The organism is Pseudomonas zanjanensis (assembly GCF_014268745.2).
Taxonomy (GTDB): Bacteria; Pseudomonadota; Gammaproteobacteria; order Pseudomonadales; family Pseudomonadaceae; genus Aquipseudomonas; species Aquipseudomonas zanjanensis.
Genome location: NZ_JABWRB020000002.1, coordinates 810,833 through 830,770, shown reverse-complemented (window position 1 = coordinate 830,770; position 19,938 = coordinate 810,833). Strand labels below are relative to the sequence as shown.

Here is a 19,938-nt window from a genome sequence, read left to right as displayed (position 1 = left end):
AATGAAAGCTTTATGGGTCCTGGTCCTCGGCAGCCTATGCGCCACCGCGATGGCGGATGAGGCTCCGACCGACGCAGCACAGCAAAAACCGGCCATAGAGGAGTACGCCTACTCCACCCACCTGGACATCGCCAAAGTCATCTCCATGAGCGACATCCCGAACGTCTGCGAAGTGGTCCCGGCGAAGATGGAATACGACGACTCCAAAGGCCAACGCCACATCCTGCGCTACAGCATCATGGGCAACGGTTGCTCCAACGGCTGATCACAACTGGCAATTTCCATGGCCCGATTTCGATCGGGCCAGGTTGTGTCTAGAACCGCCGAAAACCCTCCACAAACACAACATGTAGTGCAAAACCGCAAAAAACGCTGGTTTTTTGATCAAAAAAAACCACGATCCGCGCCATGCAAAAAAAATCTTGAGCGGCCAAAGCCTTGTAAACCCTCGCTCCCACGCGGATATCCCACCCGCCACCCCTTCCGTGAGCCATTTCGCCGCAGCACGTAGGCAAAAAAGTCCTTATAATGCCGCCTTAAACGGGCCTGCAATATTCCCTTACAGGGGATCACGCCAGCCTGGAGCCCACGCAGAGGCCAATCGCCTCCTCGCGTTCACCGCCGCTCCGGAACGACCCGTACATTTTTCTGTTTATTGCCTGCGTCAGCTGCTGCAACAAACGATTTTTCAAGATCCACCGCGGCCAGTAGGCCTTCATCGGGCATCTGGCCCTCACGCAGGAGACGACACGTCATGCTGAGCTGGGACGAATTCGACAAAGAAGACGGCGAAGTAGCTGTAAAAGGCGCCAACGCCGGCCACGCTTCTGAAGCCAACATGGACCGCCTCGACAGCGCCGGCGGTGCCGCCGCCCTCGAAGCCCGGGCCGTGACGGCCAGCGACTCGGCCGCGATCATTCGCGCCAAGGCCGCCCTCGACAAACTCGACGTCGCCGAAGGCCTCGCCGAACTCGAAGGCGCCTCCGCCCGTGTCGCCGTCGATGAAAAGCGCATGATCAACTGCCGCGCCGACCTCAACCAGCTCGTGCCATTCAAATACGACTGGGCCTGGCAAAAGTACCTGGACGGCTGCGCAAACCACTGGATGCCGCAAGAAGTCAACATGACCGCCGACATCGCCCTCTGGAAAAACCCGGAAGGCCTGACCGACGACGAACGCCGCATCGTGATGCGCAACCTGGGCTTCTTCTCCACCGCCGACTCCCTGGTTGCCAACAACCTGGTCCTGGCCGTGTACCGCCTGATCACCAACCCGGAATGCCGCCAGTACATCCTGCGCCAGGCCTTCGAAGAGGCGATCCACACCCACGCCTACCAGTACTGCATCGAATCGCTGGCCATGGATGAAGGCGAAATCTTCAACATGTACCACGAGATCCCATCGGTCGCGAAAAAAGCCGCCTGGGGCCTGAAATACACCCGTTCGATCTCCGATCCGAAGTTCGAAACCGGCACCCCGGACACCGACAAAGAGCTGCTGCGCAACCTGATCGCCTACTACTGCGTCCTGGAAGGCATCTTCTTCTACTGCGGTTTCACCCAGATCCTCTCCATGGGCCGCCGCAACAAAATGACCGGCGTCGCCGAGCAGTTCCAGTACATCCTGCGCGACGAATCCATGCACCTGAACTTCGGCATCGATGTGATCAACCAGATCAAAATCGAAAACCCACACCTGTGGGATGCCGAGATGAAGGAAGAAGCGACCCAGATGATCCTGCAAGGGACCCAACTGGAAATCGAATACGCCCGCGACACCATGCCTCGCGGTGTATTGGGGATGAACGCGGCGATGATGGAGGACTACCTCAAGTTCATCGCTAACCGTCGTTTGTCGCAGATTGGGTTGAAAGAAGAGTATCCAGGTACGACTAACCCGTTCCCTTGGATGAGCGAGATCATGGACTTGAAGAAAGAGAAGAACTTCTTTGAGACTCGGGTGATTGAGTATCAGACGGGTGGGGCTTTGAGCTGGGATTGATTCGACAGAAAAATCCTGGGCTGCACGCGTAACAGAAACCCCGTGAAAACGGGGTTTTTTTTGTTCTACAGAACCAAAAACCGCGTTTAACTCTGAAGGCCGGCACCCTACCGTTCCCCTACGCAAAACTCAGAATTGTTCCGTATTGACGCTACATCGCCTCGTTACCTATCTTAATCGCAGGTGCCTAAGAAACGCCCAACGTAGTAGCTAATCGCCAAACATAGAGCCGCGTACTGTCCAAGGACATTTGCAGTTCTGTGTGGGAGAAATAGCTCGTTGGGATTTTCTTGAATCCTCTACGTCGGGCTCGCGCCGCCAACCGTCAAACGTAGAGGTAGCTATGCCCACAAAAACGCAGCTCTGCTCTCCGTATAACTCGGAGACTTATCATGCCTGACGCTTACATTCCGGCGGTTTTCACTCGCCATAACATTCATCTGCATGCCCTCCTGGTTGAAAACCAAGCTTGGTTCAGCGCATCCGATTTGGGGCGTTTGACGAGCAAGCGCCTTGATGAACGCATGACCCGCAAGCTTGACCCTGACCAACGCCGAATGATGCTCGTGCATGTCCACGGCTTGGCCGAAGAGCGTCTGATGCTCAGCGAGTCGGGTGTCTATGCGTTGCTGGTTTATCACTACTGCCCTGAGTATCGATTGCTGCGTGAGTGGATCACGCATCAGGTGGTGCCTACCCTGCGGGATGAGCGCTACTCGCATAAGGTGGAACGGCCTACATTGAGCGTGTTGGATTGGCCAAAGATGTCACTCTGCATGCTGCACTGGCAGGATGAGCCATGGATTCGCTTGCGGGATATGCCGGCGGTGCTGGTGGATGATCCGTTTAGTCAGCATGAATCCTGGTGGCGGAAAGCTTCTCGGGTTTTGCGAGGGTATTGAGATTCAATCGGAAGCCGTCGTCCGTTGTTCGGGCGGCGGTTTTTTGTTGGGAATATTGAATTGGGGCTGCTGCGCAGCCCAGCGGGAGCAAGCTCCCTCGCCACAGGTGTCAGGCCATAGATTGGTGTAGGGCTTGGTTGCTGCGTTGTTTTGAAGATCGCGGGCGGGTTCCCACGCTTTGGCAGTGTGGGATAGTCGTTGCGGGAAACGCCCAGCTTCTGTTGGGCCAAAAAGGACATATGGGATATGCAATGACGAAAGAAATCAAAAGTGAGGCCTTCGCGTCGATTCATAGCTCGGTCGAAGCGCTGTTGAAAATCGGCGCTATCGACACGGCCACTATGCGAGAGTTTGATGAGGCCTGCATGGCTGAGGTATCTGCTGAAATCTCAGTTCAGGAAGATTCGTCTGCACTCAGAGCCGACCCGCAACCCCCTCGATGATGTCCTCGGGGGTGCGGTCAAAATCTGTCGACATCCGAATCTTTTCCTTCAACCGACCAGGCTTGCGTGTCTGCGGTGTGTCGACGTGGGGCAGCAGATCCAGATAAGGCATGCCGGCCTTGGTGATCACCACCCTGTCGCCCTGCCATGCACGTGCACCCAGTTGTAAAAGCTGGGACTTCGCTTCATGCAGGGTTACTTGAACCTGTTCGCTCATACACCGTCTCCGCTCATTCGCCTGGGCCATTGTCGCCATCCTTTACCGGCGTGCAAAGAGGTGAAGCCGCCATCATCCCCCGATAGCGAGCAGTTCACCCTCCTCCGCACCACGCTTCCCCCCATTTATGAGAAACCGCCTTGCGCTCTTCGCTATAACCTTAGAAGCAACCGCGAATTAGACTTGCCGGAGTTCAGTCCGCGTTGTGATTAAGGAAGACAACATGCAAGAAATTTTCAGCATCAACTGGTTGCTTTGGCTATCGACCATGGTGCCGCTGACCCTGAGTGCAGGCCCGGGCAACTTGATGGTGGCGACGTCGGGTGCGCAAAGCGGTGTGCGTCGTTCGGTGCGGTTTATCGTTGGGCTCGACATGACTTACTTCCTGATCGCCGTGCTGGTCGGCTTAGGCCTTTATCACACGCTGACGAACAATCCGACGCTGGTATGGGCGCTGCAAGTGGTGGGCAGCTTCTACATCTTGTGGCTCGGTGTGCGCATGCTGCGTCGGCCACTGAAGGCGCCCACCGACAAGGCCATGCACCTGCAATTTCGGGACGGCATTGTTGTACAACTGGGCAACGTGCAAGGGATCGTGATGTTGCTGGTGATGTTTTCCACGTTCATGCCTTCCGGCGAGACCAGCAGCACGGTCGTGTTGATCCTCAGTGCGGCGCTGATTTCGCTGAACTTCTTCTCGCACGTCATCTGGGTGTCGATGGGGTCGACCGTGCAGAAGCTGATCCAATCGCGCCCTAAATTGCTGATGTTCCAGAACGCTGCGTTCGGCCTGATGCTGATAGCGGTGGCTGTTTGGATTTTCCTGCGCATCGGTCCGCTTTAAGGAGGCTCCCATGACCCAGACCCACGGAATTGTCTTCGCCGCCCCCGGACCACCCAACGTCATGGAATTGCGCAAATACCCGCTGCGGACCGTCGGCCCTGAAGAAATCACAGTGGCCATCGAAGCCGCCGGTGTGAATTTCATCGACTTGCACCGGCGCTCCGGCGCGCTGGACGATGGCTCAGCCTTCCCCAGGGGCTTGGGCATGGAGGGCGCGGGGCGTGTCGTCGAATGTGGATCGCAGGTGGAAAGCCTGGCCATTGGCGATCGAGTGGCCTTCGTCGACAGCTCGACCGGTAGCTACGCCGGTCACGCGGTCGTTCGCGCTTCGCGGGCGATACGCCTGCCCGATGACGTGCCGAGCGAAGTCGCGGCAGGCGTCATGTTCAAAGGGCTGACGGCCGAATATCTGACGCATCGCTGCGTGCCGCTGGCGCCTGGCGACTTTGTGGTATGGCACGCGGCGGCAGGCGGTGTGGGCAGCATTGCCACAAGCTGGCTAGTCGCTCGCGGGGTGCACGTCATTGGTCTCGCTTCGACCGTAGCCAAACGCCGCCAGGTGCTGGAGGCGGGATGCATGGCGGCCCTCGACGCCGAAGCGCCAGGCACAGTTGGATCGATCCATGAATTGACCGATGGCAAAGGAGCCCATGTCGTGTTCGATTCTGTCGGCAAAGAGACCGTAGAGCTGTCATTGGCGAGTTTGCGCCCCCGCGGCCATCTCGTGCTGTTTGGCAATGCGTCGGGCGACGTGACGGACTTCAACCTGTCCCGCCTTGGGCAAATGGGCTCGCTGCATGTGACGCGGCCGTCGTTGAAGCACTACATTGGCGACGACGCTGAATTGACCCACGCGGCCGCGCGGGTGTTGCAAGCCATGTCCAGCGGCGCGATTCGTTTGCCGCGAATAACGCATTACCCCCTCGCACTGGCTGCCCAGACCCATTGCGTCATGCAATACCGCCAAACCCAGGGTTCATTGATCCTGGTGCCATGACCTCGCGGTCAAAGCGGCCGTCAGTGCAGGCCGACCGCTTTGCCGTGAAACAGCTCCGTCAGATACTCCACCACTCGATCAACGCGGCTCACACCCTGGGTAGCCTGATTGCGCAACAACCAGATTTCCGAGCTGCGCGCAGGGCGATTGGCCAACACCTGGCACAGACCGGACTGATGTCCGACATAGACGGGTAACGCGGCAATCCCCAGATTGGCTTCGACCGCCTTGAGCTGCGCATTCAGGTTTGAAACGCGCATCCACAGCCTCTGGTCACCGGCCATTTCGCTCAACCATTGGGCGAGCGGCATGTACGACATTTCTTCGGTCCAGCCGATCAGGCTGTGGTGCTTGAGGTCGGCGGGTTCGGCCGGCAGGCCGTTGGCATCGGCATACGCCTGGGAGCAGAAAAGCCCCTGCGCCAGTGTCCCGACCCGGCGCATGGTGAAGTTACCGTTCTCCGGCCTGCGCAAGCGGATAATGATGTCGCTGTGGCTTTGTGTGAGTTTCGACGACACCGCCGAGTTAATGAAGTCGAAGCTGATCTCGGGGTGCTGATCGTGAAATACCGCAAGTTGCGGAATGATCAAGTGCGTGCCCATGAGCTCCGGACAATCAATGCGCACCTGTCCCGCCATCCGATCACCCGGTTGCGACATCTGCCGCTCGATCAGTTTGAAACGCTCCTCCGTTTCCAGTGCCAATGGCAACAACGCCCTTCCCGCCTCAGTCAGGAAGTAGCCGTTGGTTTTCTTCGAAAACAATACCGTACCGAGCGATTCCTCAAGCGCTGCGATCTTGCGCGACACCGTCGAGGCCGAAACCTTGAGCGAGATTCCAGCCTCGGTCACGTTGTTCGATTTAGCCACGAAGATAAAGACCTTCAGATCATCCCAATCCATGTTGATGACATACCCAAAAATGGAAAATCGATCTCCACCTATTTCTATTCGAAATATCCAGAGGCCACGTTACAGTTTTTGCATGGAGCAAAACCCTAGAGGAAACATGGATGATACGTAACTCAATGCGCGCCCTTCCAGGGTTCATGCAGCCGTTTCTGAGTTGGCTGACAGCCAAGCCTCTCCCCGAAGACCTCGATAAAGTCCGTCCTCTGAAGCCGTTCCACCATATCGTTGTGTCGGCGGGATTAATAGCCGGCGGCGCGCTGTTGGCCGGTATCGGTTATTCGCAAGCCAGCATTGGGCTGTGGCTGCTGGGCTTTGTCCTGGCAACCGGTGGCATCAAGCAGATGCAAGTGATGATCTGCCACAACTGCGCCCATGACATGGTCTTCGAATCGCGCGAGACCAATATGACCGTTGGCCGGATCATTTCCGGCGTCCTGATGCTCAAACCCTTCGATACCTACAAGAGCGAACACGCTCTGCATCACAGTTCGAAGACGCTGTTGACCGACGATGATGACACCCTCTCTTATCTGCAAAGCGTGGTGGGGTTAAAACCGTCCGACAGCATCGCCGCCATGTGGACCAAACTGGTCTCCACCGCGCTCTCGCCACTGGCCGTGCTGCGTTCGTTCTGGGGCCGATTAAAAGGCACCGCCACGGCTGCAAACCGCCGCGTTGCAGCATTGACGCTGGTCTTCTGGGCGGGCCTTGCTCTGCTGTCGGCCGCCTTGGGTCATGTCGATCTGTTCATTGTGGCGTGGGTGATTCCGGTCTTCGCCGGCTACCACATCAGCACCACATTTCGCCTGGCGGCCGAGCACACCTGGCCCAGCGTGGAAGTGCTGGAACGGCGCGGCATCGACTTCATTTGCGAAAGCACCACCGGCGTGTTTATCGGCGAAGAGCTGCGCATACCCGAAGGTGCGGGAACTGTTCGACGCCTCACTCATATCAGCGTGTGGCTGATCAAGATGCTGGCGTTCCACTTGTTTGTCCGGGTGTTTGTGATGGTCGGCGATACACCGTGCCACGACTTTCATCACCGCCGCCCACGATCCAAGGATTGGCCAAACTACATTACTGCCCGCGAACGCGACAGGATCGAAGGTTCCAAACCCTTTCCCACGAACTATGCCGACAACTGGGGCTACATCAACTCGGTGACCACCAACTTTCGCAACTTCCAGCGGGCACTCCCGTACTACGCAACCAGGACAGCAACTTAAAAGGGACTTTAACGATGACTTTCAGCAAAACCGCTCTGCTCACCACTGTGCCTTCGGACTCCCATAGTTGGAATCTGGTGTTCATGGAGTTCCTGCTCACTGACATTGGCTACAAGGTCGAGAATCTGGGCCCGAACACGCCCATGGATGAGGTGATCGCGCGGCTCAACCGCCACCCCAGTGCCATGGTTGTCGTCAGCACGGTCAATGGCCATGGCTACATCGAAGGCGCTGAACTCGCTCTGCGTATTCGTAGCGAAACCAAACACACCGACGGGGTGTATATCGGCGGCAAGATCTGCACCGAAAACGATCCCCAGACCATTGCCCGACATAGCGCCACACTGCGCGCCGCTGGTTTCGATGAGGTGTTCGACGACAGCGTGGCCAACAGCTTCGATGCCTTCCAGGAATTGGTGTCTGCCCAGTTGTATCCAGAGCATTACCTGGAAAAACGGGTCGCTCGCTGACTCGTTGCCCCTACCGATTCGCAGAAAAGGCAGATCAGGATGATCGATTTCAACACCCATGTTCTCGAACGCTTCAACGCCCATGGCCCGGTGCTCCAGCCGCGAATGGGCTTCAGTGACCCGGCCCGGATGCAAGCCGGTCTGGAAGCCACAGCCGCGAGCCGCGCGAACACGGTGTGCACCATCACGCTTGATGCGTTCACCCGGGTAAACAATCTTGAAGCAGCGCAACGGGCCATCGACAGCGAATCGATGCTCAATGGTTATCCGATCGTTAACCATCCGCCGGCACAGACCCGTGCCTTGATCGATCAGATTGATGCCCGCTACCGCCTGCCGGTGCAGGTTCGTCATGGTTCACCCGACCCGTTGCACATCTTCGAGCGAATGGTCGAAATCGGTCTGCCCACCACCGAGGGCGGGCCGATTTCCTATTGCCTGCCGTACAGTCGCACGCCGCTGCGCGAGGCGTTCGGTCACTGGGAGAAAGCCTGTCAGGTACTGTCCAGCGGCGTCGACAACAGTCACATCGAAAGCTTCGCCGGTTGCATGATGGGACAGATGTGCGACCCGGTGGTCCTGGTGGCGCTCAATATCCTTGAAGGATTGTTCTTGCGCGCCCATGGCATCAAGACGCTGTCGTTCTCCTACGCTCAAGGCACCTCGCCGGTGCAGGATCGCGCAGCCGTGACAGCTCTCCAACAACTTGCGGCCGACTATTTTGAACCGGGCAGCTATCACTTTGTCGGTTATGTGTTCATGGGCTTCTTCCCGCGCTCGCTTGGCGGGTTCTGCCGAATCACTGGCGATGCGCTGGCCATGATTCGCGCCACGGGTGTGCAGCGTGTGATTATCAAGACTCCGGTGGAATCAAGGCGCATCCCTCGGGTAGAGGAAAATATCGCGGCGCTGGAGTACTGCGACTACTGCCTGAACACCGACGGCGTGTTACCGCAGATTCCGTTCGATTCCCAGGAACACGAGCGTGTCCTGCGCAGCGCGAAACGCCTGATCGAAGGCGCGCTGGCCCACGACAGCAACTTGTCCGAGGCCCTGCTCGGGGCCTTCGACAGTGGTCTTCTGTCGATCCCCTACTGCCTGCACCCCGACAACAAACGCGGCGCCGGCACCGTGCTGACACCGGAAAACTATTACCACGGGTTCCAGGGCGAGCGGGTGGAAAATGCCTTCTCGTTTCTGGCGGCGCTGAGGCAGAACATCCGCACCTATGACTGCGTGCTTTGATGCTGGATGACTGAAGATCGCTGATGCTTACGCGTTGGGCGATTTTTTGTAGGGAGTCTGTAATTGGGGCCGCTTCGCAGCCCAGCGGGAGCGAGCACCCTCGCCACAGTTGGTGTCAGGGCGCAGGTGGGTGGCAGGCTTGATGGTTGGGTTGGGTTTGGGAATCGCGAGCAGGCTCGCTCCCACAGGGTTTGTGGTGGGCTGAAACTTTGGGTGCAGCCCGCCGCGTCCTTCGGTATTAATACACTTCCTCTCACGGACCCGAGCCCCGATGAAATTCGACACTGCCTATTGCCTCAGCCTCGATGCCAAGCTTTCGATCTATGACGTTCGGGATCTGAATTTCGACGAGACCATGGAATTCGATTCGGCCAAGGAGCGCTTTCAGTGCCCCAACGAGACCTGTCGGGCGGCGTTTGACGAGGGGAATCGGCTGACGACGTTCAACGCCAAGAACGTCAATTACATCCGTACGCCACATTTCAAGAATCAGCCGACGACCCAGCATATCGAGGGCTGTCCTTATGTCAGTCCGAAAACGCCGGGGCTGGATGCGGAAAGTATTGAGGCGAAGGATGATCGCGAGGAACATTTTCCGTCGGAGCTGTTGCTGACTCGGCGTCAGTATGTGCGTAAGCCGTCCGATCCATCGAAGGATGTTGACGCGACTCGGCCTACGCCTCCCTCCGTATCTTCCCACGGTGATAGCGCTCATTCCGCGCAGGATTCAACTCCGGACAAGACCAGTGTCTTCGCCCATCCGGTGGAGTGTTTCGTTTCGAATTTCGATAACAAGGACCTGCTCAAGCGCAAGCCGCTGAAGATTGGCGAGCACACGGCGCCCTATGGCTCGTTCTTCAAGAAGATCGAGTATTTGCAGGACAACAAGGGCTTGATTTACTGGGGCAAGATCAAAGAGATCAAGGATTACACCCTGAGCTTTCGCATCGATTTCGAAGCAAAGGTCTGGTTCAAGCAGCCGGACGAGGCGAAGAAGAAGCCTTACTCGGTCAACGTTTACCTGAGCAAAAAGCTGATCGATAACTACCGCAAGCGCAAGGCGTTCTTGGAAGAAATCAAGCACGCCATCGACAGTGACGCGCCGTTGTATTGCTTCTTTTATGGGGTCACGCCCGAGTTGAAACAGGTGCCGAGCAAGAAGAACCCCGAAGAAACGTTCGGGGTGTTCAGTGCCAATATCGAGAACCTGGATCACTTCATCATCCGTGAGGCGCCGGGGCTAACCGATAACTGATTTCGCCTTGGCTAGCCGTAGCGTTACGCCTCCTTCATTGCGCTTCTTGAGCAAGTTGCCGTTCGAACGACCGCATCTCTCGTTTCACTTCGATGTACCGCTCACGTGCTGCCTGGGCGGCAGGCTCATCCAAGCCACCATAACGCCGCAACCAATGGATGATCATTTCTTCGTCCGGGTAGTAATAGTCCTTATGTCCCTTACTGCTTCTCGGGGTGTCATTCATATTGCCGTCGAAGCGACCTGCAGAGAACTCATCAGAGGGTAACGTGCCCCATTCGGCAGCGCAGTCCTCAAAAATCCAGGAAATCTCGTTGAGGTGCTTTTGCGCACCACGATGGCCACGTTTATAAAAGATGTAATCACGACAACTTTCCTGGAAGCGCTCCATCATCGCTTCATCATCGACCCAGCGAAGAAGATCATGCTGCCCCGCGTGACGCATCAGGCCATTGATCCAACGTTCGGAAAACCGCTGGACAAAACCTTCAACGTCCGCTTTTTAGCACCGGCGAAAATCATGCAGTAACGGGTTTGCACGTGGATGACGAACAACACATGTTTGCGCTGCACGGTGATCACGTGAACCAGCCATTGCTCGTCGAGCTCACCCAGCTCATCGTCCTCGATAACAGGGGATGGCGGTTTTCCTACCGGGGTGACTTTCTTACCTTTGCTCACGCGGCTGAAAAAATTGCTGGCCGCTTCGGTGCAGTTGAAGATCAGCATTTAAACTCTCGGAAAATATCAGGCGTCTTCGGCCCATTCGATTTCAAAGGGTTGACGGACAGCGTCGGAAACCCTTTCACGAAGCTCCTCGCTCAGAATCGCCAATTCCTCATCGCTCAGCAGATCGTACGCAATCAGTAATCTCAAAGATAAAGAAATGTCTCGACGTCGACCTACGTTGAACGCCATCGCCAAGCTCTTGTCCCGCTCTCGCATGAGGTCGTAGAGCGTGCGATATCGAGCGTGAGCTGATAACGCTTCGTTCTGGACCACCGCCTGCGCATCCGAAAGAACGCCTTGGCAGAAGCGCTCCAGCGCCAGATCGCGGAGTCCGTTGTAAAGCTTCCAATCACTATCGGATACCGACATGCCATCCTCCTTCTACAAGACATCGGCAGCGCTGCATGGAAATTTTATTGTATCGATATGCTCAGCATCACAACGACCAACAATCCAATATAGACCCAGGCATGAACCCCATCCGGTATCCGTCCGATCCATGGCGTTGCCAGACGAATACCCAGTAGCGCGCCAAGTGTGAGCACAGCGAAGGCCATCAAGTCGATGTAACCCACAAACCACGGCCCCAAATCAAACTCGGTAAACCCGGCCATGGCCATGTAAGTCAGCGTCCCGGCCACCGCAACCGGCAAACTCAACGGGTTAGCCATGGACGTCGCGCGTGACATGTTCAGCCCGCAACGGCGCAACAGCGGCACCGTCATGACGCTGCCGCCCACGCCCAGGAAAGTAGCGATGGCACCGATGCTGATCCCGCCAGCCGAGACCTCTGCCCTGCCCAATCGCCGTGGGATCACAGCGTCAGACTGTGTCAGAAAACCGCGTCTGAACAAGCAGTCCAGAATGGTCACGCCCAGATAAACGATGAACCCATAGCGAATGACTTCGCTGCTCGCCCACATCGCGGCAATGGCGCCGACGACAGCGCCCAGGCCGATGAAGCCGCCCAACGGCCATACATAATGGCGAATGAGGTTGCGGGCGCGGTGATGCTTCACCGTGGCGATCAGTGCGTTGACGATCATCACACAGGTCGAGGTGGCCACGGCAATGTGCATCGCCGATTGGCCGACAGGGTCGTCGGCACCGTGGCTGGCGGTGAGCATGCGGTACAGCAAGGGCACTACGACGAAGCCGCCGCCGAAGCCGAACAGCACGGCGGTGATGCCACTCAGGCAGCCGAAACAGGCAAGCAATACATAGAACATCGAGGCGCATCCGTGGAATGGGAGGCGCCTACGATAGGGAGGCGAAGCTTGGCCTGCAGTAGCAAACAGGCCAATAATGTTCGCATTTACGCCAATCGTGAGCGGCCCATCGATGCGCAACAGTTCGATCGATTTATTGGATGCGACACCCAGGGCCGTCGTTGCCATCGGCACCGATTACGCTCACGGGCAAGTACTGCCGCTGCATCGCATCGCCGCGCGCAGTTGCTCTACGGTGCCACCGGGGTCATGCAGGTCAGCACGGCGGACGGCAATTGGGTGGTGCCGCCGCAACGAGCGGTGTGGATTGCGCCGGGGGTCGATCATGAAGTGCTGATGCTGGGCGTGAGTACGCGCAGCCTGTACATCGAACCGGACGCGGTAATGGCCATGGGGACGCAGTGCCAGGTCATCAGTGTGTCGCCCCTGATGCGCCAGTTGCTGATGGAGGCCGTCGAGCTTGCGCCGGACTACGACGAGGCGGGTCGGGACGGGGCGTTGATTCATCTGCTACTACACGAGTTGCTGCGCAGCACCCACCTGCCCCTGCACCTTCCGCTGCCCAAGGACCCTCGCCTGCTCAGCCTGTGCCAGGCGTTCCTGGAACACCCCGACGCCCATGCCTCGCCCGTGGAATGGGCGGCGCAATTGCACATCAGCCTGCGCTCGTTCAATCGCCTGTTCAGCCGGCAGACCGCGCTGAGTTTCAGCCAGTGGCGGCAGCAGGCGTGTGTGATGTCGGCGTTGGCCCGCCTGGCTGAAGGGGATTCGGTAACACGCATAGCCTTGGATCTGGGCTACGACAGTCCCGCTGCGTTCTCCACCATGTTCCGTCGCGTATTGGGTCACGCGCCGAGCGCCTGGTTGGCGAAGACCGCCGGTCATTGATCAAAAAAATGAGATTGATCGGGATTCAAAACAACTGTACAAAAACACAGCATTTTTTAATCCCACAGCTTTGGAGTACCCCCATGGCCTCTCTCGCAATCAAAACCACCCTGGAACGCATCGCTGTCTATCAGTTCACCCCCGCCCACTGTGCACAGGCGCGAGCCATGTTGGGCTGGAGTGTCGAGGAGCTGTCCCGGCAATCCGGCGTCTCGGTCCAGGCCATCCGCCGCTTCGAGGTCGGTGGCGAGTTGCTCGATGTGACTCGCCTGGCCCTGGCGTTTCGCCTGGAGGCCGAGGGCCTGGTGTTCTTCCCCGGCTTCGCACCGGGGCGCGGCATGAACATCAAGGGCGCGACCCCGGACCCGATGGGGCGTTCCGATTACGCGATGATCGAATGATTCCCGCAGCGCAGGTTCTAGGCGATACCGGCCTGGTCCTGATAGGTCGAGGGGTCCACATCCAGCCACCAGGCGCGGCCACGTTGCGGCTGCGTCAGGGTGAAGGCTTCGCCCATTTGCGGTGTGGTGATGCAAACGTTGCGTTCCCAGGCCAAGGCCAGGATGCGGTCGAAGGGTTCATACCAGGCATGCATCGCCAGGTCGAACGTGCCGTTGTGGATTGGCAGTAGCCAACGGCCCTTGAGGTCGATATGGGCCTGCAAGGTCTGCTCCGGCTGCATGTGGACATGGGGCCAGTCAACGTTATAGGCGCCGGTTTCCATCAGCGTCAGGTCGAAGGGGCCGTATTGTTCGCCGATGCGTTTGAAACCCTCGAAGTAACCGGTGTCGCCGCTGAAGAAAATTCGCGTGCCGCCGTCGATCATCACCCACGACGCCCACAAAGTGCTATTGCTGTCGAACAGGCCGCGTCCGGAAAAATGCTGGGAGGGCGTGGCGATGAACTCGATGCCGTCCACCTCGGTGCCTTGCCACCAGTCCAGCTGACGTACCTTGCTGGCGTCGACGCCCCATTTGATCAGGGTGTCGCCCACACCCAAGGGCGCCAGGAAGTGGCGGGTCTTGGTCGCTAGCTTGAGAATGGCCTGGTGATCGAGGTGGTCGTAATGATCGTGGGAAAGGATCACCGCTTCGATGGGCGGCAACTCGTCCAGGCTGATGGGCGGCTGATGGAAACGCTTCGGTCCGGCCCATTGCACGGGTGAGGCGCGCTCGGCAAACACCGGGTCTGTCAGCCAGAATTTATCCCGCAGCTTGAGTAGCACGGTGGAATGGCCAAGACGGAAGACGCTGTGGTTCGGCGCGGCCAGCAGAGCGGCGCGCGTCAGCGGTTGAACGTCAATGGCCCCTGCTGGGCGAGTGGAATGCGGCTTGTGAAAGATCATGTTCCAGATGATGCGCAGGGTGGTGCCAAAGCCTTCCCGCGGCGTGTAGGCATGATTGCGATACTTGCCCTGCTCTTGCCGGGATGAATCGTGGGCAGACGGGCTTTCGGTCGAATGAGAGGGGATGGTCATGGTGCGATAACTCCAAGGACGTCGTCGCCATTGCGCTTCGTCGTTGTGGGACGCTGGATGGCCGTTGCATGCACGCATAGCCGTCAGACGAAAACCTACACCACTCGGTGTAGTTTCCAGATTGCATGAATCCCGGGAGCAAGTAAACTGCCGAGTGTAAGTTCTCTCCTCTCAACCGACGAATGCCCATGACCGTACCGCAGCGCCTTACCGAGCGAAAACGCGAAGCCATCCTCCAGGCCGCGATTGCTGAATTCCGTAGCAGCGGTTTCGAGATCACCAGCATGGACAGGATCGCGGCGACCGCCGGCGTATCGAAGCGCACGGTGTATAACCATTTCCCGAGCAAGGAAGCGTTGTTTGCGGAAATCCTGAATCGGTTATGGAACAGCATCACCGCAGAACAGGACATGCCCTACAGCCCGCAGACACCGCTACGGGAGCAACTGCAAACGTTGCTGCAAGCCAAACTGCATCTGCTGGCGGACGAAAATTTCCTCGACCTGGCGCGCATCGCCATCGCCGCAACCATTCACTCCCCGGAGCGCGCCCAAGACATGGTCTCGCGCATGGGTCAGCGTGAGGAAGGCCTGACCGCCTGGATTCGCCAGGCCCAGGCCGATGGCCGATTGAAACCCGTGGAACCGGCCTTTGCCGCCCAACAAATGCATGGGCTGCTCAAGACATTCGCTTTTTGGCCGCAGGTTTCGATGGGGCAACCGAGCCTGACCCAGGAGGAGCAAACCCAAGTCATCGAATCGGCCCTCGACCTGTTCCTGAGTCGTTACCAGGCCTGAATCTCAACCCCAGCGCAGGTTGCGCCCCAGCTCATCGAACAAGGTCACCACCGAGCGCAAGGCCCGACAGTCCGGGCGGGTCAGGAGCCACAGCGCCGTGTCGTATCCCTCCAGCGATTCGCCAAGGGGCATCAGGCCCTGGCGTTCGTCGATCAGAAAGTCCGGCAGCGCCGCAACGCCTAAACCAGCCCGCACCAGTTCGGTGACCGAGAGCATGCTGTTGCAGCGATAGGCAGGCATCACGCCGGGTAGATGCTGGCGCCGCCAGACCACGGTGGGGTGATCCGGAAGGAAATCGTCTGGCGCGATCCAGATCATGGAAGCCAGGTCACCCGCCTCTACCAAGCGCAGATACGTGGCGCTGGCGCATACCCGGTAGGTCACCTTGCCCAGGTTGCGACCGACCAGGTGTTCCGGTGGCGTACGGGTCAGTCGCAACGCAATGTCGGCGTCGCGGCGATTCAGGTTGGCGAAGTCGTTCGAAGTGCTCAACTCAAGGCTCAACGCCGGATAAGCAGGCATGAAACGCGCTAAAGCCGGCAGCAGCAACGCTTGCAGGACTGAATCACTGCATGTCAGGCGTACCGTCCCGCTGATGATCTCGCCGCCCTGCTCCACTCCCAGCCGCGCCGCTTCCAACGCCTGCTCGGCGCGCTCGGCTTGTTCAGCCAACGCCTGGGCCAGGCTCGTGGGCAAATACCCGGAACGGCTTTTCTCGAACAAGGGCTGACCCAGGGCCGCTTCCAATCGACGTACCGAACGAAACACCGTCGACACGTCCACCTGCAGCAGCCGAGCGGCCCGGGCCAGCGAGCCGCCACGGACCAGCGCGAGGATCAGGGACAGGTCGGGGTAGTCCAGACGATAGTGCGTCGCTGCATTGATCACTTGGGTAAACGCCAATATTGATTGCGTGAACGCCAATCTATAGTGGCCACCAGGAATCAACAAGCGGCGAGCCTCCCATGGAAAATCAACGTCCTTTACACATCGCCCTGATCGGCGACCACGACCCTCAAATCACCGCTCACCGGGCAATCCCCCTCGCACTTGAGCTGGCGGGCACACAAACCGGCCAGGCCATTCGCTTCCAATGGCTGGCAACGTCGCTCATCGCCGACACCGCCGTGCTGGAAGATTTCGACGGTGTCTGGTGCGTGCCCGGCAGCCCCTACCAAAACGAAGCCGGTGCCGTGCTGGCCATTCGTTTTGCCCGCGAACAGCGTCGCCCTTTCCTGGGCACTTGCGGTGGTTTTCAGCACGCCGTGCTGGAATATGCCCGTCACGTAATGGGTTGGGTCGATGCCGTCCATGGTGAAACCTCTCCAGAGGCTGAACGGGCGCTGCTGACACCGCTGAGCTGTGCCTTGGTCGAAACCATCGACAGCCTCCAGTTCGATGCGGGCTCGTTGATTGCCAAGGCCTACGGCCGACAGACCGCGTTCGAGGGCTATCATTGCCGCTTCGGGGTCAATCCAGACTTTGAAAGAGACTTGCTGAGCCAGCGCCTGCACGCCGTTGCCCGGGATTCGGCCGGTGACTTGCGAGCGGTGGAACTGCAAGACCATCCGTTTTTTGTCGCCACGCTGTTCCAGCCTGAACGTGCCGCACTGGAAGGCCGCGTGCCACCGCTGGTCAGCGCGTTTGTCGAAGCCTGCGCGAGGCAAATGTCATGAGCGCCCATTATTACGCAGTGATTTTTACCTCCCTGCGTACCGAGGGGGACCAAGGCTACGCCGAAGCCGCCGAGCGGATGCTGGCCCTTGCTCGGGAACAACCTGGATTTTTAGGCGTTGAATCGGCCCGTGGCGACGATGGTCTGGGGATTACCGTGTCCTATTGGCGCGATGAAGCGGCAATCCTGGCCTGGAAGCAACATCCCGAACACAGCGCGATTCGTGAGCGAGGCCGATCTACCTGGTATACCCAATGCCAGACGAGGGTGTGCAAGGTTGAACGGGACTATGCCTTCCAACGCCCAACCTGATGCCAGGGCAAAAATCCCTATGGGAGCAAGCTTGCTCGCGATAGCTGTAGATCAGCCAACATCACTGTGACTGACCTATCACCATCGCGAGCAGGCTCCCACAGTGTTCACCGTTGATCAATCTATGGCGTGATAGCTGGAAGCTTTTGTGGCGAGGGAGTCCCCGCCGCGTCGCCGACGCTGCGCTGTCGCGCAGCAAACAAGTGCTCGGCTTAAGATTGGGTGCGCGCGGGGAAAGAGGCCGTAGCTATCACTGGTGTGTCCGCACCCGCGAGGGAGAGTGGCCGGCACGGTATCGGCGTGGAGTCGTTGTAGGCACAGCAAGCTGTGACCACGTATGAGAGAGTGAATCCGTTCGCCACCGTGTTCCCCGCGCGCCATTCAATCCTGCGAGGAATTGTCATGGCGCGCAAGAAGCAGCAGAAACGATTTGAAGTGATTCACCCTCATTGTGCCGGTATCGATATCGGCAGCCGCGAGCACTGGGTTGGCGTCAATCCCGATCAAAGCGACAAGCCGGTTCGCTGTTTTCCGGCCTTCACTGAGGATTTGGTGAGCCTGGCCGAATGGTTGGAATCGCTGAAAATCAAGGTCGTGGCGATGGAGGCCACTGGCGTTTACTGGATACCGCTGTTCGAGCTTCTCGATTCAAGGGGCTTTGAGGTGTATCTGGTCAATTCCCGTGCAACTCGTCAGATAAGCGGACGTAAATCCGATGTTCTGGATTGCCAGTGGATCTGGCAACTCATGACCCATGGCTTACTCAGAGGTGCTTTCCGACCCGCTGATGATATTTGCTCGATGCGATCATTGGTTCGCCAGCGGGCCATGAAGGTTCGTGATCAAGCCAAGACCATCAACCGCATGCAAAAAGCCCTGACGCAGATGAACATTCAGTTAGCCAATGTCATCAGCAATATTGCTGGCGTGACAGGGATGAAAATCATCAAGGCCATCATCGATGGCGAGCGTGACCCTCAAGTCTTGGCCAACTTCCGAGACGGCCGTATCAAGGCCGATCACCAAACCATTGCCCGCAGCCTGCACGGTAACTGGCGAGTCGAGCATCTGCATGCTTTGGCTCAGGAGGTGGCTGCTCATGATTTCCTTGAGAAGCAGATTGCCGAATGTGATCGGACCATCACTCAGGCACTTGATCGACTTCCAGTGCTGAACCATGAGCCCACGCAACCCACCAAGCCACTGCGTAGCCCGCATCGCTCGGCAGATGAACAAGCCAGCTTGCACCAGGCACTTGTGAGAATCATGGGCGTGGACCTGACCGCGATTCCCACCATCGGAATCGAATCCGCCTTGGTTCTGGCGAGCGAAGTCGGACCTGATTTGTCGCGTTTTCCGACTGAGCAACATTTCAGCTCCTGGATGGGGGTAGCGCCCTCAACCCGAATATCGGGGGGAAAACCCTTGCCCGGTCATGTCCCCAAGGTATTTAACCGGGCGGCACAAGCGTTGAAGCAGGCGGCCTCTAGCGCCCGCACCGATAAAAGCTTTATCGGTGCCAGTCACCGCGCCCGATTGGCTCGCATGGATACGGCCTGCGCCATTAAGGCTACGGCTCACCAACTGGCCCGCCTGATCTACGCCATGCTGACCAAGGGACAACCTTACGTGGCGCAGGATATGAACGAATACGAGGCCAAAAGCCGTGATCGCCAGCTGAGAGCCTTACAGCGTAAGGCTACAAAGCTGGGTGTTCGATTGGTCGCGGCTTAAAAAGCTTTGGAGAACAAGGGGATGGATTTTGTTTGATGAGAGCTTGCTCCCGCTTGAGTGCGCAGCGCTCATCGCTTTTTTGGGGCCGCTGCGCGCCCCAGCGGGAGCAAGCTCCCTCGCCACAGGACCATGCCGTTCCAAAAATTCTTGTGAACCCCACAGGGTTTCCGTTCACTTCAGGATCGGGGGCTCAGCCCTCCACCAACTGCCGCACCGCCATGATTTCCGCCAGGTCGTCGCGGGCCATGTACACCCGCAAAGGTTCGGTCAGGTTGATCCGGTCGTCGATGTTCTGATCCAGCAACAGTTGGATTCGCTCGCGACTGAGGGTCATGCTGCCATCCGCCGCGGGGGCCCAGACAAATTCGCTGGTGGGGATGATGCCGTCATCAGCCACGTCCATGCCGAAGGCGTCTTCGCTGAATCGCACGATGTAGTGGCCGGTCTTGCGGTTCAGGCCGACAAAACCCTTGAGCTGGTCGGCGGCCTGGCAGATGAGTGTCGAAGTGGTGCGCATGGTAAACCTCATGGATGCGTCCCTCGGGACGTCTGATCGATGGTTTACACGCAGGGCAAGTGAACACA

General features: G+C 58.2%; 21 protein-coding genes and 2 pseudogenes. 15 read left to right on the top strand and 8 right to left on the bottom strand.

The genetic code is table 11. The features are described from left to right. Position 1 precedes the first annotated feature (1 nt). The 3 genes from HU715_RS19520 to HU715_RS19510 all read left to right on the top strand — a co-directional run bounded on the left by HU715_RS19520 (position 2) and on the right by HU715_RS19510 (position 2,904). Positions 2 to 265: a DUF2790 domain-containing protein gene (locus HU715_RS19520; protein ID WP_186710567.1), complete on the top strand. Its 264-nt coding sequence runs from the start codon at positions 2 to 4 to the stop codon at positions 263 to 265. 489 nt (positions 266 to 754) lie between these two features. Further along, positions 755 to 2,002 (top strand): ribonucleotide-diphosphate reductase subunit beta, encoded by a 1,248-nt coding sequence (locus tag HU715_RS19515; RefSeq protein ID WP_003204812.1) that lies wholly within the window; start codon positions 755 to 757, stop codon positions 2,000 to 2,002. Positions 2,003 to 2,394: 392 nt separating this feature from the next. Then, positions 2,395 to 2,904, top strand: a complete 510-nt coding sequence (locus HU715_RS19510) for a BRO-N domain-containing protein (RefSeq protein ID WP_186710569.1) — start codon at positions 2,395 to 2,397, stop codon at positions 2,902 to 2,904. A 414-nt stretch (positions 2,905 to 3,318) separates the two neighbouring features. Here HU715_RS19510 and HU715_RS19505 read toward each other — a convergent pair whose 3' ends face one another. Continuing rightward, complete coding sequence (locus tag HU715_RS19505; protein ID WP_186710571.1) at positions 3,319 to 3,564, bottom strand: type II toxin-antitoxin system Phd/YefM family antitoxin; 246 nt, start codon at positions 3,562 to 3,564, stop codon at positions 3,319 to 3,321. A 223-nt stretch (positions 3,565 to 3,787) separates the two neighbouring features. On the opposite strand from HU715_RS19505, the gene HU715_RS19500 reads away from it, so the two are divergent. Together HU715_RS19500 and HU715_RS19495 are read left to right on the top strand one after the other, a co-directional pair. Continuing rightward, positions 3,788 to 4,408, top strand: a complete 621-nt coding sequence (locus HU715_RS19500) for a LysE family translocator (RefSeq protein ID WP_053124424.1) — start codon at positions 3,788 to 3,790, stop codon at positions 4,406 to 4,408. A 10-nt stretch (positions 4,409 to 4,418) separates the two neighbouring features. Continuing rightward, positions 4,419 to 5,405: a quinone oxidoreductase family protein gene (locus HU715_RS19495; RefSeq protein WP_225917657.1), complete on the top strand. Its 987-nt coding sequence runs from the start codon at positions 4,419 to 4,421 to the stop codon at positions 5,403 to 5,405. 20 nt (positions 5,406 to 5,425) lie between these two features. On the opposite strand, the gene HU715_RS19490 is transcribed toward HU715_RS19495, so the two are convergent. Next, positions 5,426 to 6,307 (bottom strand): LysR family transcriptional regulator, encoded by an 882-nt coding sequence (locus HU715_RS19490; RefSeq protein WP_186710572.1) that lies wholly within the window; start codon positions 6,305 to 6,307, stop codon positions 5,426 to 5,428. A 125-nt stretch (positions 6,308 to 6,432) separates the two neighbouring features. Between HU715_RS19490 and HU715_RS19485 the strand changes: the two genes are divergently transcribed. The 4 genes from HU715_RS19485 to HU715_RS19470 all read left to right on the top strand — a co-directional run bounded on the left by HU715_RS19485 (position 6,433) and on the right by HU715_RS19470 (position 10,512). Continuing rightward, a complete protein-coding gene (locus tag HU715_RS19485) occupies positions 6,433 to 7,542 on the top strand; it encodes a fatty acid desaturase (RefSeq protein ID WP_186710573.1) in 1,110 nt (369 codons plus the stop codon). Positions 7,543 to 7,556: 14 nt separating this feature from the next. Continuing rightward, the gene (locus HU715_RS19480; RefSeq protein ID WP_186710574.1) at positions 7,557 to 8,012 is read left to right on the top strand and encodes a cobalamin B12-binding domain-containing protein; all 456 of its coding nucleotides are present in this window, start codon (positions 7,557 to 7,559) and stop codon (positions 8,010 to 8,012) included. 39 nt (positions 8,013 to 8,051) lie between these two features. Next, positions 8,052 to 9,257, top strand: a complete 1,206-nt coding sequence (locus tag HU715_RS19475; protein WP_186710575.1) for a methylaspartate mutase — start codon at positions 8,052 to 8,054, stop codon at positions 9,255 to 9,257. Between the two features lie 271 nt (positions 9,258 to 9,528). Further along, positions 9,529 to 10,512: a hypothetical protein gene (locus HU715_RS19470; protein ID WP_186710576.1), complete on the top strand. Its 984-nt coding sequence runs from the start codon at positions 9,529 to 9,531 to the stop codon at positions 10,510 to 10,512. A 34-nt stretch (positions 10,513 to 10,546) separates the two neighbouring features. On the opposite strand, the pseudogene HU715_RS19465 reads toward HU715_RS19470, so the two are convergent. The 3 genes and pseudogenes from HU715_RS19465 to HU715_RS19455 all read right to left on the bottom strand — a co-directional run bounded on the left by HU715_RS19465 (position 10,547) and on the right by HU715_RS19455 (position 12,470). Next, a pseudogene (locus HU715_RS19465) lies at positions 10,547 to 11,241 on the bottom strand (DUF6933 domain-containing protein). Between the two features lie 18 nt (positions 11,242 to 11,259). Further along, complete coding sequence (locus HU715_RS19460) at positions 11,260 to 11,610, bottom strand: hypothetical protein (protein ID WP_186710577.1); 351 nt, start codon at positions 11,608 to 11,610, stop codon at positions 11,260 to 11,262. A 44-nt stretch (positions 11,611 to 11,654) separates the two neighbouring features. After that, positions 11,655 to 12,470 carry a sulfite exporter TauE/SafE family protein gene (locus HU715_RS19455; RefSeq protein ID WP_186710579.1) on the bottom strand — a complete coding sequence of 272 codons (816 nt, stop codon included), beginning with the start codon at positions 12,468 to 12,470 and terminating at the stop codon, positions 11,655 to 11,657. Between the two features lie 112 nt (positions 12,471 to 12,582). Here HU715_RS19455 and HU715_RS19450 point away from each other — a divergent pair. Further along, positions 12,583 to 13,358 (top strand): annotated as a pseudogene (locus HU715_RS19450) (AraC family transcriptional regulator). An 83-nt stretch (positions 13,359 to 13,441) separates the two neighbouring features. After that, positions 13,442 to 13,759, top strand: coding sequence for a helix-turn-helix domain-containing protein (locus tag HU715_RS19445; RefSeq protein WP_053124433.1), 318 nt, complete (start codon positions 13,442 to 13,444; stop codon positions 13,757 to 13,759). Positions 13,760 to 13,776: 17 nt separating this feature from the next. Here the strand turns inward: HU715_RS19445 and HU715_RS19440 are convergent, their stop codons facing one another. Further along, complete coding sequence (locus HU715_RS19440) at positions 13,777 to 14,835, bottom strand: MBL fold metallo-hydrolase (RefSeq protein WP_186710580.1); 1,059 nt, start codon at positions 14,833 to 14,835, stop codon at positions 13,777 to 13,779. A gap of 188 nt (positions 14,836 to 15,023) precedes the next feature. Between HU715_RS19440 and HU715_RS19435 the strand changes: the two genes are divergently transcribed. Then, entirely contained in the window at positions 15,024 to 15,632 is a 609-nt protein-coding gene (locus HU715_RS19435; protein ID WP_186710581.1) for a TetR/AcrR family transcriptional regulator, read from the top strand. A 3-nt stretch (positions 15,633 to 15,635) separates the two neighbouring features. Here the strand turns inward: HU715_RS19435 and HU715_RS19430 are convergent, their stop codons facing one another. Further along, a complete protein-coding gene (locus HU715_RS19430; protein ID WP_186710583.1) occupies positions 15,636 to 16,583 on the bottom strand; it encodes a LysR family transcriptional regulator in 948 nt (315 codons plus the stop codon). Positions 16,584 to 16,597: 14 nt separating this feature from the next. Between HU715_RS19430 and HU715_RS19425 the strand changes: the two genes are divergently transcribed. From HU715_RS19425 to HU715_RS19415, 3 genes are all read left to right on the top strand, one after another. Further along, positions 16,598 to 17,308, top strand: a complete 711-nt coding sequence (locus HU715_RS19425; RefSeq protein WP_186710584.1) for a CTP synthase C-terminal region-related (seleno)protein — start codon at positions 16,598 to 16,600, stop codon at positions 17,306 to 17,308. Beyond that, the gene (locus tag HU715_RS19420; RefSeq protein ID WP_186710585.1) at positions 17,305 to 17,619 is read left to right on the top strand and encodes an antibiotic biosynthesis monooxygenase family protein; all 315 of its coding nucleotides are present in this window, start codon (positions 17,305 to 17,307) and stop codon (positions 17,617 to 17,619) included. The genes HU715_RS19425 and HU715_RS19420 overlap by 4 nt, the downstream gene beginning before the upstream one ends. A gap of 402 nt (positions 17,620 to 18,021) precedes the next feature. After that, positions 18,022 to 19,353 carry an IS110 family RNA-guided transposase gene (locus HU715_RS19415; protein ID WP_217884307.1) on the top strand — a complete coding sequence of 444 codons (1,332 nt, stop codon included), beginning with the start codon at positions 18,022 to 18,024 and terminating at the stop codon, positions 19,351 to 19,353. Positions 19,354 to 19,543: 190 nt separating this feature from the next. On the opposite strand, the gene HU715_RS19410 is transcribed toward HU715_RS19415, so the two are convergent. Further along, positions 19,544 to 19,870 (bottom strand): DUF2025 family protein, encoded by a 327-nt coding sequence (locus tag HU715_RS19410; RefSeq protein WP_186706279.1) that lies wholly within the window; start codon positions 19,868 to 19,870, stop codon positions 19,544 to 19,546. Between the last annotated feature and the right edge of the window lie 68 nt (positions 19,871 to 19,938).

Excerpts from the sequence above, each read along its gene's own strand:
- HU715_RS19455 (WP_186710579.1), bottom strand. The coding sequence starts at position 12,470 with ATGTTCTATGTATTGCTTGCCTGTTTCGGCTGCCTGAGTGGCATCACC.
- HU715_RS19510 (WP_186710569.1), top strand. The coding sequence starts at position 2,395 with ATGCCTGACGCTTACATTCCGGCGGTTTTCACTCGCCATAACATTCAT.
- HU715_RS19470 (WP_186710576.1), top strand. The coding sequence starts at position 9,529 with ATGAAATTCGACACTGCCTATTGCCTCAGCCTCGATGCCAAGCTTTCG.
- HU715_RS19435 (WP_186710581.1), top strand. The coding sequence starts at position 15,024 with ATGACCGTACCGCAGCGCCTTACCGAGCGAAAACGCGAAGCCATCCTC.
- HU715_RS19415 (WP_217884307.1), top strand. The coding sequence starts at position 18,022 with ATGGCGCGCAAGAAGCAGCAGAAACGATTTGAAGTGATTCACCCTCAT.
- HU715_RS19480 (WP_186710574.1), top strand. The coding sequence starts at position 7,557 with ATGACTTTCAGCAAAACCGCTCTGCTCACCACTGTGCCTTCGGACTCC.
- HU715_RS19500 (WP_053124424.1), top strand. The coding sequence starts at position 3,788 with ATGCAAGAAATTTTCAGCATCAACTGGTTGCTTTGGCTATCGACCATG.
- HU715_RS19505 (WP_186710571.1), bottom strand. The coding sequence starts at position 3,564 with ATGAGCGAACAGGTTCAAGTAACCCTGCATGAAGCGAAGTCCCAGCTT.
- HU715_RS19460 (WP_186710577.1), bottom strand. The coding sequence starts at position 11,610 with ATGTCGGTATCCGATAGTGATTGGAAGCTTTACAACGGACTCCGCGAT.
- HU715_RS19490 (WP_186710572.1), bottom strand. The coding sequence starts at position 6,307 with ATGGATTGGGATGATCTGAAGGTCTTTATCTTCGTGGCTAAATCGAAC.
- HU715_RS19440 (WP_186710580.1), bottom strand. The coding sequence starts at position 14,835 with ATGACCATCCCCTCTCATTCGACCGAAAGCCCGTCTGCCCACGATTCA.
- HU715_RS19520 (WP_186710567.1), top strand. The coding sequence starts at position 2 with ATGAAAGCTTTATGGGTCCTGGTCCTCGGCAGCCTATGCGCCACCGCG.
- HU715_RS19475 (WP_186710575.1), top strand. The coding sequence starts at position 8,052 with ATGATCGATTTCAACACCCATGTTCTCGAACGCTTCAACGCCCATGGC.
- HU715_RS19515 (WP_003204812.1), top strand. The coding sequence starts at position 755 with ATGCTGAGCTGGGACGAATTCGACAAAGAAGACGGCGAAGTAGCTGTA.
- HU715_RS19425 (WP_186710584.1), top strand. The coding sequence starts at position 16,598 with ATGGAAAATCAACGTCCTTTACACATCGCCCTGATCGGCGACCACGAC.
- HU715_RS19410 (WP_186706279.1), bottom strand. The coding sequence starts at position 19,870 with ATGCGCACCACTTCGACACTCATCTGCCAGGCCGCCGACCAGCTCAAG.
- HU715_RS19445 (WP_053124433.1), top strand. The coding sequence starts at position 13,442 with ATGGCCTCTCTCGCAATCAAAACCACCCTGGAACGCATCGCTGTCTAT.
- HU715_RS19485 (WP_186710573.1), top strand. The coding sequence starts at position 6,433 with ATGCGCGCCCTTCCAGGGTTCATGCAGCCGTTTCTGAGTTGGCTGACA.
- HU715_RS19420 (WP_186710585.1), top strand. The coding sequence starts at position 17,305 with ATGAGCGCCCATTATTACGCAGTGATTTTTACCTCCCTGCGTACCGAG.
- HU715_RS19495 (WP_225917657.1), top strand. The coding sequence starts at position 4,419 with ATGACCCAGACCCACGGAATTGTCTTCGCCGCCCCCGGACCACCCAAC.